Source organism: Pseudoalteromonas spongiae UST010723-006, from assembly GCF_000238255.3.
GTDB classification, from domain to species: domain Bacteria; phylum Pseudomonadota; class Gammaproteobacteria; order Enterobacterales; family Alteromonadaceae; genus Pseudoalteromonas; species Pseudoalteromonas spongiae.
In genome coordinates, this window is record NZ_CP011039.1 from 2377920 (window position 1) to 2391375 (window position 13456).

12 protein-coding genes are annotated in these 13456 nt (G+C 41.1%); 7 read left to right on the top strand and 5 right to left on the bottom strand.

Annotation, left to right across the window (positions count from 1 at the left end):
- Position 1: 1 nt before the first annotated feature.
- The 4 genes from pdxH to prfC form a co-directional block, all read right to left on the bottom strand.
- Positions 2-637 (bottom strand): pyridoxamine 5'-phosphate oxidase, encoded by a 636-nt coding sequence (pdxH, locus tag PSPO_RS11030; RefSeq protein WP_010561832.1) that lies wholly within the window; start codon positions 635-637, stop codon positions 2-4.
- A 578-nt stretch (positions 638-1215) separates the two neighbouring features.
- Positions 1216-1869, bottom strand: a complete 654-nt coding sequence (locus tag PSPO_RS11040) for a hypothetical protein (protein ID WP_010561833.1) — start codon at positions 1867-1869, stop codon at positions 1216-1218.
- 1102 nt (positions 1870-2971) lie between these two features.
- Positions 2972-4714: an arginine--tRNA ligase gene (gene argS / locus PSPO_RS11050; RefSeq protein ID WP_010561835.1), complete on the bottom strand. Its 1743-nt coding sequence runs from the start codon at positions 4712-4714 to the stop codon at positions 2972-2974.
- Between the two features lie 281 nt (positions 4715-4995).
- The gene (gene prfC / locus PSPO_RS11055; RefSeq protein ID WP_010561836.1) at positions 4996-6579 is read right to left on the bottom strand and encodes a peptide chain release factor 3; all 1584 of its coding nucleotides are present in this window, start codon (positions 6577-6579) and stop codon (positions 4996-4998) included.
- A gap of 257 nt (positions 6580-6836) precedes the next feature.
- On the opposite strand from prfC, the gene PSPO_RS11060 reads away from it, so the two are divergent.
- Genes PSPO_RS11060 through PSPO_RS11080 form a run of 5 tightly spaced genes read left to right on the top strand, consistent with a single transcriptional unit; the run spans position 6837 to position 10821 of the window.
- A complete protein-coding gene (locus PSPO_RS11060) occupies positions 6837-7742 on the top strand; it encodes an ABC transporter ATP-binding protein (protein WP_010561837.1) in 906 nt (301 codons plus the stop codon).
- A complete protein-coding gene (locus tag PSPO_RS11065; RefSeq protein ID WP_010561838.1) occupies positions 7739-8890 on the top strand; it encodes an ABC transporter permease in 1152 nt (383 codons plus the stop codon). Before PSPO_RS11060 ends, PSPO_RS11065 begins: the two co-directional genes overlap by 4 nt.
- Positions 8881-9162: a phosphopantetheine-binding protein gene (locus PSPO_RS11070; protein WP_010561839.1), complete on the top strand. Its 282-nt coding sequence runs from the start codon at positions 8881-8883 to the stop codon at positions 9160-9162. Before PSPO_RS11065 ends, PSPO_RS11070 begins: the two co-directional genes overlap by 10 nt.
- Complete coding sequence (locus PSPO_RS11075; protein ID WP_010561840.1) at positions 9155-10240, top strand: beta-ketoacyl synthase N-terminal-like domain-containing protein; 1086 nt, start codon at positions 9155-9157, stop codon at positions 10238-10240. The genes PSPO_RS11070 and PSPO_RS11075 overlap by 8 nt, the downstream gene beginning before the upstream one ends.
- A complete protein-coding gene (locus PSPO_RS11080; RefSeq protein WP_010561841.1) occupies positions 10240-10821 on the top strand; it encodes a hypothetical protein in 582 nt (193 codons plus the stop codon). Before PSPO_RS11075 ends, PSPO_RS11080 begins: the two co-directional genes overlap by 1 nt.
- Before the next feature lie 25 nt (positions 10822-10846).
- Here the strand turns inward: PSPO_RS11080 and PSPO_RS11085 are convergent, their stop codons facing one another.
- Entirely contained in the window at positions 10847-11293 is a 447-nt protein-coding gene (locus PSPO_RS11085; RefSeq protein WP_158523444.1) for a DUF2141 domain-containing protein, read from the bottom strand.
- 92 nt (positions 11294-11385) lie between these two features.
- Here PSPO_RS11085 and PSPO_RS11090 point away from each other — a divergent pair, with 92 nt between their 5' ends.
- A complete protein-coding gene (locus tag PSPO_RS11090; RefSeq protein ID WP_010561843.1) occupies positions 11386-12300 on the top strand; it encodes a hypothetical protein in 915 nt (304 codons plus the stop codon).
- Positions 12301-12305: 5 nt separating this feature from the next.
- Positions 12306-13454 carry a beta-ketoacyl-ACP synthase III gene (locus tag PSPO_RS11095; RefSeq protein ID WP_010561844.1) on the top strand — a complete coding sequence of 383 codons (1149 nt, stop codon included), beginning with the start codon at positions 12306-12308 and terminating at the stop codon, positions 13452-13454.
- Positions 13455-13456: the final 2 nt, after the last annotated feature.

Here is a 13456-nt window from a genome sequence, read left to right on the forward strand (position 1 = left end):
ATTATGGATTTAAGCGCTGTTTAGTCCACACGCCATCTTCAAGTTTATACATAAAGCGGTCGTGCAAACGGTTTGCACCGCCTTGCCAAAACTCAATTTGATGCGGCTCAATGCAGTAGCCACCCCAAAATGACGGCAATGGCACTTCGCCTTCACTAAACTTATTTTTAATTTGCTGGAATTTTTCCATTAGCACTTTACGCGATGAAACAGGGCGACTTTGCGCCGATGCCCATGCAGCTAGCTGACTCTCTTTTGGGCGCGATAAAAAGTACTTAGTCACCGCCAAATTTGATAATGGCTTTGCCGTTCCATAAACAATTACCTGGCGCTCCAAGCTGTGCCACGGGAAATGCAAGCTCACCTTATTATTGCCCGCAATTTCCTGCGCCTTGCGCGACTCGGTATTGGTAAAAAAGACAAAACCATTTGGATTTACATCTTTTAATAACACAATGCGCTGCGACGGCTGACCATTGCGATCTACCGTTGCTACAACCATAGCTGTTGGGTCATCCAACTTGGCGTCTACCGCTAATTGCAACCAAGCTTCAAACTGCTCAATTGGATTGTCTAACAGCTTCTCTTCAGACAAACCATCCTTTAAATACTCACGGCGAATATCATCAATTTTCATCATCTTTTCCAAAAGATATTGTATAAGCTTATGGTAAACAGATACGTGTGAAATACCAATAAAGATTGGTTATATAGTTGATTTAAAATAAAGGGTTGGGGTTAGATTGTTGCCAACGTGTTTAACATCTTCATCTCAACAGAAGTGTAGTTTGACAGCATATTTGTCGCGCTGGCGACGACAGCCAAAGGGCGGCATGCGCCGGCCTCCCTTTGGAATCCCTCGGCGCCCCAAAATCAAACTAATTCTTCAAATACAATTTAAGAGTGAACATAAACGCCATGAAGCAACGTCCCTGTTGTACATGGCTTGCTCGACCGCTCCGCTCCCTGTCTCGCATTATTCATTTAAATTGTATTTTCAGGTTTGATTAATGGGTGAAGGAGTAAAGCTTAACACTGTCTGTTTTGGGCTGTTATGTGCCATAAGCGGCCAGTCGTAACGCCTAATTAAGGTGTGAGGCACACCATACCGATGTTTCCACATGCCACCTTAATCACTAAAACCACCGCATAGTAAAAAAGTCACGCGTGCCGAATCGCTCTTAAATTGTTTGTTATGTTTTACGAGCTCAGAAACTAATTCTCATGTCTAACTTCTCCCGTAACTTTTGTCAGCCTCAAAGCTAAAGCAATTGCAATAAAAAATGGGGATAGGAGATACAATATTTGCTCAAACGTATTCTTAAACGAGTTACTTTTTATTTCTAACCATGATTCTCTGTGTAAATTGTATATAGGTATCTCACGCTGTAACCACTCGTAATCCCCTAAAAGCTCTGAACTATCAAGTTTTGGTATAGGCAAATCATCAATTTTCACTTCAGGATAACTTTCTTGATTTAAATCAGAAAAAAATAACTCAGTCTCTTTCCTCCATTCACACGCTGAAGAGAATCGGTCTTTATTTAGTGCATAATCCTTCTTATCTGAGTCGTTATCAAACATCTTAAATACATTGCATTCGTAAGTACTTGCAGCATCTTTAGAAAGTCTATCAGCCACATTCCAGAATGTTTCCATGTGTGACTCTTGAATTAATTTATCTTGAGAAACTTGGCTTATACGCACATCAGAAGCTAAAGATATTAAACCAATGAATGACATACAAAACCAGATGTAATCGACTTGCTTCCATTGTTTTTTACTTAGGTTTTTTTTAAAAACTAAGAAATAATGAAATAAGCCAAGGAATACTATAAACACCAAAAGCAACTGAAAAATATTATACACAATTTATTTTCTCGATTATTACTTCATAATAAGTAACAGGAAACATGACAGTGTATTAGTGAGAATTCTCGGTTATCCCAAATTGAATACAGTCAAAAATTCTGAACACTAATACTTTTTATTTAAATATATTAATAGGTTATCAACTTTAATTTAAACACTCAATGGCTCTTTGACTTGGAGAAAACGAGAATTGGCATAACCGAGAAATTTTATGACTCGCTATGTAAAAAATGAGCATAATTAAAAGATTTAAATTCAACTCGTTATAATTTCATAAATGAGATAGACGAGAATGTTTATAATTTACATAGCGAGCCGATTGATAAAATGATTGCCGCATTCACTTATAACTGTGTCGATATACATAAAATTTAAAATAGTTATCGTGAGTGGATTACAAAAACTTCCAACGACCTTCCTCACTCAAATCTGATATTGAAAAGCGTTGCTAAGATTTATCCCCCCCCCTTTAATCAAACCTGAAAGTAAAATTTAAATGAATAATGCGAGACAGGGAGCGAAGCGGTCGAGCAAGACATGTAGGCATGGGTGAATAGCGTCTTGAGACGAACGAAGTTCGGCTAGCTATGAACACGAGAAAAGGACCTCGAGCTGGAAAGCGTACAGGGACGTTTAGCGTGGTGATTTATGGCGTTTATGTTCACATTTAAATTATGTTTGAAGAATCAGTTTGATTTTAGGGCGTCGGGGGAATCCAAAGGGGGGCCGGCGTATTTAAATTTGATATTAAAATTCATCCATGAAGCTGGGGACATCGGTCATCCCGGACCTCATTTCAAAGTGCTGCGAAACTGCGTTTCGATCACTTTTCATCTTTTGGCTGCTGTCGCCAGCGCGACAACCATGTTTCAAAATAACTTTAGAGCCAATGGTAAGCTCCAAAGCTAAAGCGAAGCAAAATCCTACAAATAGGCGAGCAAATAATTCGGATATTGAAAAGAGAAATATCAATGCCATTTGCAAACTAGTTTGCATTTAGACAAGGAAGGTTTTTAATCTAGCCCCATGAGCATAGTGCGCTATGTGATTAGGGTAGATTAAAAACCTGACGCAGTATTAATGCGAAATAAGAAGCAAATTACATTTGCTCCATTACTTCGATACCTAGAAGATCCAAACCTTTAGCTAACGTCTTCGCCACTAAATTACACAGCATTAAGCGGCTTTCTTTAGTTGCTGGCTCAACACCGTCTTTTAGTACCGGACATGTTTCATAGAAGCTCATGTATAGGCTTGCAAGCTCATATAAGTAGCTACATAGAACGTGCGGCGTCGCGTCACCAATCATTTGGTCTAGCACTTCTTCAAACTGGATTAGTTTGATTGCTAACGCCTTTTCTTGCGCTTCAACAATTGAAATTGGTGCATTTAAGCTTGCAGCGTCAATACCTGCTTTACGGAAGATACTGCGCACACGCGTGTATGCATACTGTAAGTAAGGCGCTGTTGCACCTTCAAAGCTCAGCATAGTATCCCAGTTGAAGATATAGTCGCTGGTACGGTTCTTAGAAAGATCCGCGTATTTCACTGCACCAATACCTACTTTACGTGCGATTTCAGCGCGTTCTTCAGCGCTTAGGTCTGATTCGCGCTCTGCTAGCTTGTCAGTTGCACGGCTTACGGCTTCTTCTAATAGTTCAGCTAGTTTAACTGTGCCACCAGTACGGGTTTTAAATGGTTTACCATCCTCACCCATCATGGTGCCGAATGGGCAGAACTCATACGTTGTTTCGTCACGTAACAGGCCAGCTTTACGTGCTGTTAATTCAACTTGATTGAAGTGCAGACTTTGACGCGCATCTACAAAGATTAAAATACGATCTGCGCCGAGTTTGTTAGAACGGTAATCACACGCTGCTAAGTCGGTAGTTGCATATAAGAAGCCACCACCTGATTTTTGCACGATAAATACAGATGGCTCACCGTCTTTATTTGCAAGCTCATCAAGGAATACTACTTGTGCACCTTGGTCTTCAACAGCAATGCCTTTTTCTTTAAGCAGTGTAATAACACCTTGCAGCGCATCGTTATATGCACTTTCAGCTTTAATATCTTCAGGCTTAAGGGTAACGTTTAGCTTTGCGTACACTTCTTCAGAGTGTTTTACTGACGTATCAATAAACAGTTTCCACAGCTTTTCACAGTGAGCATCGCCACCTTGTAGCTTAACTACGTAGTCACGTGCTTTATCGGCAAAACCGTCTTCATCGTCAAAACGTTTTTTCGCATCGCGGTAGAAGGTTTCTAAATCAGCTAAAGCAACTGATTCAAGATCAACACCTTGGTTAAGTAAGTCTTCTAGGTGCGCAATCAACATACCAAATTGCGTACCCCAATCACCTACATGATTTTGACGGGTAACGGAGTCGCCGCGGAACTCAAGTGCACGTACTACCGCATCACCTATAATGGTTGAACGTAAATGACCGACGTGCATTTCTTTTGCAAGGTTAGGCGATGAGTAATCTACTACCACGTTTTGTGCGCTAGCATGCTCAGCAACACCCAGTTTTTCATCTTGGTTTGCAGATGAAAGCGTGTCTGCTAAAAACTCTGGCTTTAAGTGAATATTAATAAAACCTGGGCCGGCAATTTCAGTTTGCGAAGCAATATCGCTAACATCTAGATTGTCGATAATTTTTTGTGCAAGTTCTCGCGGATTCGTTTTTAACTTTTTCGCAGCGCCCATTGCACCATTAATTTGGTAATCACCAAACTGCGGGCGCGTACTTTGCGTTACCGCTGGGTTGGTATCTTCTGGTAAACCTGCTGCAACCATAGCTGCAACGGCTTTTTCTACTAATATCTGACGAATATTCATTCTCTATTTCCTGTTACACACCGCTTAGGAGTAATCTCAACCAAGCCATGTCATTTTTATTCGTTTTTAAAACTGACAACATCACACAACACGTTATCAATGTAACTTAACTTTTTGACTAAATAAATGCTGCGAGAGCTGAGTACTTAACTTATCCATCGGCAATTTATCAATTGTTGTAACGCAGCCGCCGAAGTTTTGGGCGTTAGGAGTTTAGTCCGCTAAATGACTAATGCCGAAACTGAAGGCAATAAAGTTACAACACTTTGATAATAAGCCGATTAGTGTTCACGCGTCTGGTGGAACACAACTTCTGGATAACGCTCTTGCGACAAGTTTAAGTTAACGCGTGTTGGCGCGATGTACGTTAGGTTATCACCACCATCAAGCGCTAAGTTGACTTCGCACTTACGGCGGAATTCTTCTAGCTTTTTCGCATCGTCACAAGTTACCCAGCGCGCTGTTGCAACGCTTACGCTTTCGTACATGGCATCTACGTTGTATTCGGCTTTTAAGCGCGCCACAACTACATCGAACTGAAGTACACCTACCGCACCTACGATAAGGTCATTGTTTTGCAGTGGTCTAAATACCTGTACTGCACCTTCTTCCGAAAGCTGGATAAGGCCTTTAAGTAACTGTTTTTGCTTAAGCGGATCGCGTAAGCGAATGCGACGGAATAATTCTGGCGCAAAGTTTGGAATACCGCTGAACTTAATTTTTTCACCTTGCGTGAAGGTGTCACCAATTTGAATCGTACCATGGTTATGAAGACCAATAATATCCCCTGCGTACGCTTCTGCTGCACGTTCACGGTCGCCAGCCATAAAGGTTACCGCATCAGATATGCTGACCTTTTTACCAATACGCACATGGTCCATTTTCATACCTTGCTCATACTTACCCGATACAATACGCATAAAGGCAATACGGTCACGGTGTTTCGGGTCCATGTTTGCTTGGATTTTAAATACGAAGCCTGAGAACTTTTCTTCGTCAGCAGTAACGAGGCGGTCATCTGTTTGACGCGGCTGTGGCGCTGGTGCCCACTTAGTTAAACCGTCAAGCATATGGTCAACACCAAAGTTACCAAGTGCGGTACCAAAGAATACCGGTGTTAATTCACCTGCAAGGAAAAGCTCTTGGTCAAATTCGTGCGATGCACCTACCACTAGTTCAAGTTCTTCACGTAGTAATTCAGCCAGTTCTTCACCTACTGCTGCGTCAAGCTCTGGGTTATCTAACCCTTTAACAATACGCACGTCTTGAATTGTGTGACCTTGACCTGTTTGGTACAAAATCGTTTCATCGCGATGAATATGGTAAACACCTTTAAACTCTTTACCACAACCAATTGGCCACGTAACCGGAGCACACGCGATGTTTAGTTCACTTTCAACTTCGTCCATTACTTCCATTGGGTCACGGATATCACGGTCGAGTTTGTTCATAAAGGTAACAATTGGCGTATCACGAAGACGCGTTACTTCCATTAGCTTACGGGTACGGTCTTCTACACCTTTCGCAGCGTCAATTACCATTAGGCACGAGTCAACCGCGGTGAGTGTACGGTAAGTATCTTCCGAGAAGTCTTCGTGTCCTGGGGTATCGAGTAGGTTTACCAAACAGTCGTTGTACGGGAATTGCATTACAGAGGTAGTAACTGAGATACCACGCTCTTTTTCCATTTCCATCCAGTCTGATTTAGCATGTTGATTCGAACCACGACCTTTTACTGTACCTGCTTTTTGCAGAGCTTGTCCGAAAAGAAGTACCTTTTCAGTAATGGTTGTTTTACCCGCATCCGGGTGGGAGATAATCGCAAAGGTGCGACGTTTGCCAACTTCAGTTGAAATACTGGACATGAATACCCGCCAATCGCTTAAAATTCAAGGTTAAAAATGGGGCGAAATTATACCTGTTTCACCACTTTAATAGCAATTAAAGCAGCGTGAATAAATAGGATTTTTTCGTTTGCGTGCATCACTGTGCCATTAAAAAATTACTGTCTTCGCAAGAAATCCTCATGTTAGAATGTTCAACTATGTCTAATATGTTGGTTTTCTTTGAATTTAACCACGCATATTGAATTGATATCCATATATGGCAAGGGAGAACGTAAGTGCCAGATCACGACTTCATTATTAAACTGCAGCAACTCAGTTTTCGATACAAAAGTAATGATGTCGATACGCTTAATAATCTTTCTCTTGTGATAAAGCCAGGTGAATGCGTTGGTTTAATTGGGCCAAATGGTGCGGGTAAATCGACCTTAATCTCGATTATTACTGGCTTACTCAGTGCGCAAACAGGCTCTGTTTGCTATGGTGATAACGCTACACCACGACAATTTATCAAACAACAGCTGGCACTTGTGCCGCAAGAATACGCTTTTTATGAGCGTCTTACGGTTCAGCAAAACCTAGCGTATTTTGCCAGTTTACTCAAAACGAATAACTGCGATGAGTTAGTTACAAACACCTTAGCCCAATGCCAACTTAGTCACGTAAGCAGCAAAAAAGCCGATAATTTATCAGGTGGCTATAAACGCCGTTTAAACTTGGCAATTGCGCTGTTAAAACAGCCTAGCGTATTGATTTTAGATGAGCCAACGGTAGGAATTGACCCGGTTTCTCGTGAGCTAATTATGCAGCTACTTGCCACATTAAAACAGCAAGGCACAACCATTATTTACACCTCGCATTTACTTACCGAAGTAGAGCAAATTTGCGATACGATTTATGGTTTAAAACGCGGTGAACTTATTCATATAACAGCTCACAGCGAAAACGCGCCACTGCAAATTAGCTTTGAAAGTGCATTGTGCGACGATGCCATCGCGGGCATTACTGCGTTATTACCAAATACACAATTAAACTCACCAAGCCAAATTGAAATAAGCTCGTGCAAAGAGCCACTTGCTTTGCTCGCACAGCTTACCCAGGTTTCATTACCACCTATTAGTGAAATCAATTATTCAACACTGCACCTCGAAAACTACTATAAAGAGCTGTTTACAGAACTATGATTAAAGCGAGTATCATTAAAGAATTCCGGCTTATTTTTAGCGACTTACACAGCCTAGCTGTGCTCTTTTTAATGCCGATTAGCTTTATGTTGATTATGACATTTGCACTGAGTAATAAAGCGGAAGATTTAACTAAATCAATTAATTTAAACATCACCCAGCAGGATAGCAATTTGGCTGAATCGCTGCTCAAAGCCTATTTAAGTGATGTGGGATTTAGCCAAGATATAAACCAACAAGCCGATGTTACGCTTGAGCTTGCCAGTGGCTTTGAAAATGCCCTATTTGCTGATCAGGCAAATTCAGTGATCACTTTTAGTCATGTAGCTAGTTTATCGCCTCAGATGACCAGTTTAGCAAAGCAGCATTTGCAAATTGCTTTGGCGAAAGTAAAGCTCCATATTTACTTACTCGATGCCGGGCAATTATCTGAGTCCATGCCGCTTGCAGAGCAAATGTCACGAGTGAGCGAGCAAACCAACCAATTAAAGTTAGTGTCGTTTAAGCGCGAAGAAAACTACCAAGCAGTACAGCACAGTATTCCATCTTGGTTAGTATTTGGTGTGTTTTTTATTGTTTTGCCGATTTCAATTACGCTTATTAGTGAAAGCCAAAACGGTACGTTATTGCGCGTTACCACCTTTCCAATTTCAAATACCGCATATTTTTCGGCCAAACTATTGGCGTTTTATTTAGTCAGTTTCACGCAAGCGATTGTGCTGATGATTATTGGCTTTACGGTTATACCTAAATTGGTCGATGCGCCTAGCCTTAATATAGTGCAGCTCGTGCCCGCCCTTCCTTTATTAGCCGTAACCTGTGCCACCGCCGTGACCTTTGGCGCGGTTATCGCAAGCCAAATAAAAAGCCATGAACAAGCGATTGTAATAGGCGGCGGCACTAACATTTTACTTGCGGCGATTAGTGGCTTAATGGTGCCTCTAGACATCATGCCCAAGGCGATGCAAACTATAGCGCAACTTTCGCCTATGCACTGGGCGCAATCAGGACTTAAAAATTTATTTATCTCAGACTCGGACGTACTCAGCTTAACCACTGCCCTACCTTTAATAATCTTTTCAGTGATTTGTGGTGTATTGGCACTGTGGCTATTCGAGTTAAAAGTTAGGAAATTACAATGGAAATAGAAGAATTAAAAAACAAACTTAAACAACTTATTGTTGAAGAGTGTGACAAGGAAGATGAGATAGAATGGCACGAAATCGAAGACGATGCGCCGCTGTTTGGCAATGACTCTAAAGTCGGTTTAGATTCACTTGATGCCCTACAACTTGCTTTAATTATCAAACAAAACTTTGGTATTCGTGTTGAAAGTTCAAAAGAAAGTCGTAAAGACCTTTACTCAATAAACACCATAGTTGCACTTATTGAACGCGAAAAAAGTAAAGACCTTGCCTAGTTATATTATTGCTTCTGATTCATGGTCGGCCTGTGGCCGCGGCAATGAATTACAGTTTTCCACAACGCAGTTTCAAACAGTAAAAACGGCAGAGCAAATTGACGTGCCGTTTTTTGCAATGCAAGATTTACCTGTTGATACCAGCGAAAAGCGTATTCTTTCATCGCTCTCAAGTGTTGTAGGTAATGCTGTAAAAAAAGCAGGACTAACTGCTGAACAACTTGCAAATACAGCGATTATTCTCGGTTCAACCAGCTTAGATGTCAGTGCGGTAGAAGCCAAACCTGAGCAAACTATTTGGCTTACAAATACCGACCGTTTAAGTGGTTATTTAAAGCAGCAGTTTGCGACCTCTGACTTACACCTAACCATCAACACAGCATGCACTGCGGGCACTAACGCGGTTATTTTAGCCGACCAGTTGCTAAACCAAAATAAAGCGCAGTATGTCATTGTTGTTGGCTGTGAGTTTTACAACCCACTAACGGTAGAAGGCTTTTATTCACTCGATTTACAAAGTAGCCAAGGGCTACGTACCTTTAGTGAGTCTCGCTCAGGGTTGGTACTTGGTGAAGGCGTTGCTGCGTTAGTTATGGCAAAACACACCACCTCACCATCTCAGTTAAAATTGATTGGTTATGGTTCAGGCTGTGATCACTACAGTTTAACCATGACACAAGAATCTGGCGTACATATTCAAGCCATTATTGAAATGGCGCTTAAAAAAGCCAATCTTGATGCTAAGCAAATTGATTTGATAAAAGTACACGGCACGGCCACCTTAAATAACGACCAGGCTGAGCTAAACGCATTTAATCAATGGCTTGAACATGCGCCTATTTTTGCCTTTAAACCTTTTACTGGTCACACCTTAGGGGCTTGTGGCGTATTAGAATTAGCATTAATGGACTACTTGCATCAGCAACAGCTGGTTATACCAAGGCCAGAATACCTAAAGACAGATGCGATTTTAAGGCCGTTTAGTGACGCAAAACCACTATCAAGTTACCAACATATATTACTTAATCACTGTGGTTTTGGTGGTAATAACGCGGCATTAATTATTGAGGTGGCTTGATGACATTAAACGTACTGAACTACGCGATTGTTGACGAACCACGCGACAAAACCAATAAGCAACTGCGCCAAGAATTAAAACACGATTTTGCAATTAATGGACGCAGACTCGATAATTTTACGTTAACCGCAATGAAAGCGGTTGCCAAAATTGCACCGAGCTTAAATAGTGAAAACCGTTACGCACTGTTTAGCGCTGCACAGTATTTTTCATTGGAATTATTGCAAAGTTTACTGCTCGATTTAGCACAAAATACACCGCTTAAACCGCTCGATTTTGTTGCAACCGTAGGCAATGCAGCAAATTACTATTTGGCAAAACAGTTCAACCTAGAAGCAACCAATTTGTTCTTAGGGTGCACCGACAACAAACTAAGTAAAACGTTGTTAGTGGCAGAACTGGATTTATCTGAGCAAAACTCCGACGCTGCAATTATTGTAATTTGGCAAGAAAGTGAAAAAACGCGCCGCTGTTACGCGCTTTTAGTTGAATTAGCACCGCAGCAAGCAACAGACGTATATGCACACGAACTAATCGCTCAATTGGATGCTGGTGCAAAAACACCATTTGTGGTGAACTAACTCATTCTATTTGAAAGATAAACGATTATTTTCGTTTATCTTTCATTAATTTTATTTGGCTTTTACTGTTTTCAGATAATTTAAAGCTGGTTTTGGCAATTTTAGGTTTGCCGCCAAATAACATAGGGTTATTGGAAAAACCTACCGCTTCTTTAGGAATACCTGCGCGAGATAAATCGAGCTTTTGATTGGCGTTTTCGTCAACATATAAACGAACTGCGTACCAAGCCGTTGGCAAGTCGTTAAAATCAACCAAGACATTTTGACCATTAATCGCAATATGCTGCTCTTGATAAGGCGTAAGCGACTGCCAATCTTTTGAATCTTGCGAAAAACCGAGTTCTGACTGAAAAAGCTGAACATGCAAAGTACCCAAAGCAGCCACATCATTTTCAACCTCGAGTGATAAGCTATTAGCGTTGGAGACAGCGCTAAATAAGGCAATCGACAAAATAATACTTCGCTTAAACATTAACATACAAAACATTGTCCAATTAAGATTCACTTAGATATTAATGTTTTATATAATAACTTCTTTTTAATGGAATAAATACTGTCTTAATAATGCGCAAAGTTCTAACTGTTAACTATTCACAAACTGGGCAACTATCAAGCATTTTGGACTCAGTTGTTGGTCCTCTCAAGGAAAATAAAGAGATCACAGTTGATCACTTAGTGATCAAACCTAAGGTAGATTTCCCCTTTCCTTGGCCGTTCGGTCAGTTCTTTCGTGTATTTCCTGAAACCGTCGCAATGGATCCAATTGAGCTAGAACCGTTTGAAACTCAATTTGAAAAATACGACTTAATTATCCTTAGTTATCAAGTGTGGTTTTTAACCCCTTCGTTACCAATTTCATCTTTCTTGCAATTACCGCAAACAAAACAGCTTTTTAAAGACACCCCTGTTGTTACGTTGATCGGTTGTCGTGGCATGTGGTTATCAGCGCAAGAAAAAATGAAAAAGCTATTGGCCGATGCCGATGCGAGCTTGGTCGATAACGTCGTGCTTAGCGATGACTGCGGGGCTGCATTTAGCTTTTTAGCGACACCTCTTTGGATGATGACAGGAAAGAAAAAGCCACTTAGTTGGGTGCCTGCGGCAGGTGTATCACAAACAGATATCGCTGATGCAAAACGCTTTGGTTATGCTATCAGACAACGCTTGTTATTGAATGATACCCCGATTACCCGCCCAATGTTTTTTGGCATGAAGGCAGTTAAGATAAATGAAAAATTGATTGCGAGTGAACGCGTTGGCAACCATAGCTTCTCTATTTGGTCGAAAATTCTTAAAAAATTCGGCTCACAGCAAAGTTTTGGCCGTGCCGTTGGATTAAGTGTGTATGTTGTATTCTTAGTGACTTTAATCCTCACCGTCGTGCCGATTACCGCAATTATTAAAAAGCTAATAGCGCCGTTAACACGCAAAAAAATTGCAAAACAAAAAGCCTATTACGCTGAACCATCTGGAGAGTAGTACATATGGGAAGTCCTGTTTATATTACAGCGATGGCTGACGCTTTACCGAACCAGCCTGTATCAAACAAAGAAATGGAAAATCTGCTCGGAATGGCTGGCAATAAACCATCTCGAGCGCGCGCTGTAATTTTGCGAAGCAACAAAATTAAGCAACGTTATTACGCAATCGATCCAGAAACCAAAGAAATGACGCACACAAATGCGTCGCTTGCAGCACAAGCAGTAAAAGGCCTTTTTACTGATCCAACTGAACTTAATCAGATTCAAAGTTTAATTGCGAGTACCAGCCAAGCAGACCAAACATTACCTAACCATGGCGTAATGGTGCATGGTGAATTAAACAATCCGCCCTGCGAGGTGGTTTCAACATCAGGCATTTGTTTATGTGGTGTTACCGCACTTAAGTATGCCTACCTGAATATTAAAGCTGAAGAAGTTGAGAACAGCGTGGTGGTTGCCAGTGAAATTGCTTCTAGCATGATGACTGCTAAAAATTTCGATAAAGAATGCCAGCACAAAGTTGAAACACTTGAACAAAACCCTGAAGTAGCCTTTGAAAAAGACTTCTTACGTTGGATGCTGTCTGACGGTGCAGGTGCCGCATTTTTACAAAACAAACCCGTGGCGGGACAACTCAATCTGAGAATTGATTGGATTGATATTATTTCGTACGCCAATGAATTAGAAACCTGTATGTACGCCGGTGCAGTAAAACAAGAAGACGGCCAACTTAAAAGCTGGACCCGTTTTTCTGCAGAAGAAGTGACACAACAGTCGATTATGACGGTCAAGCAAGATGTGCGTTTACTGAACGAAAACATTGTAAAATATACCGTAGAAGACGCACTAAGCCGCATCATTGAAAAACGTAAACTCGTTGCCAGTGATTACGCCTTATTTGTACCTCACTACTCATCGGGTTATTTCAGAGAACGTTTATATGCAGGACTTGAAAACATCGACTTTACGATTCCATACGAAAAGTGGTACACCAATTTAACTGAGCGCGGCAACACAGGGTCGGCCTCTATTTTCATTATGTTATCGGAGCTACTGCGCTCGAATACCCTTGAAAAAGGTCAGCAGTTACTTTGTTACATTCCTGAAAGTGGTCGTTTCTCAAGTGGCTTTATGCAGTTAACGGTTGAATAACG

Excerpts from the sequence above, each read along its gene's own strand:
- pdxH (WP_010561832.1), bottom strand. The coding sequence starts at position 637 with ATGAAAATTGATGATATTCGCCGTGAGTATTTAAAGGATGGTTTGTCT.
- argS (WP_010561835.1), bottom strand. The coding sequence starts at position 4,714 with ATGAATATTCGTCAGATATTAGTAGAAAAAGCCGTTGCAGCTATGGTT.
- prfC (WP_010561836.1), bottom strand. The coding sequence starts at position 6,579 with ATGTCCAGTATTTCAACTGAAGTTGGCAAACGTCGCACCTTTGCGATT.
- PSPO_RS11065 (WP_010561838.1), top strand. The coding sequence starts at position 7,739 with ATGATTAAAGCGAGTATCATTAAAGAATTCCGGCTTATTTTTAGCGAC.
- PSPO_RS11070 (WP_010561839.1), top strand. The coding sequence starts at position 8,881 with ATGGAAATAGAAGAATTAAAAAACAAACTTAAACAACTTATTGTTGAA.
- PSPO_RS11080 (WP_010561841.1), top strand. The coding sequence starts at position 10,240 with ATGACATTAAACGTACTGAACTACGCGATTGTTGACGAACCACGCGAC.
- PSPO_RS11085 (WP_158523444.1), bottom strand. The coding sequence starts at position 11,293 with ATGTTTAAGCGAAGTATTATTTTGTCGATTGCCTTATTTAGCGCTGTC.
- PSPO_RS11090 (WP_010561843.1), top strand. The coding sequence starts at position 11,386 with ATGCGCAAAGTTCTAACTGTTAACTATTCACAAACTGGGCAACTATCA.
- PSPO_RS11095 (WP_010561844.1), top strand. The coding sequence starts at position 12,306 with ATGGGAAGTCCTGTTTATATTACAGCGATGGCTGACGCTTTACCGAAC.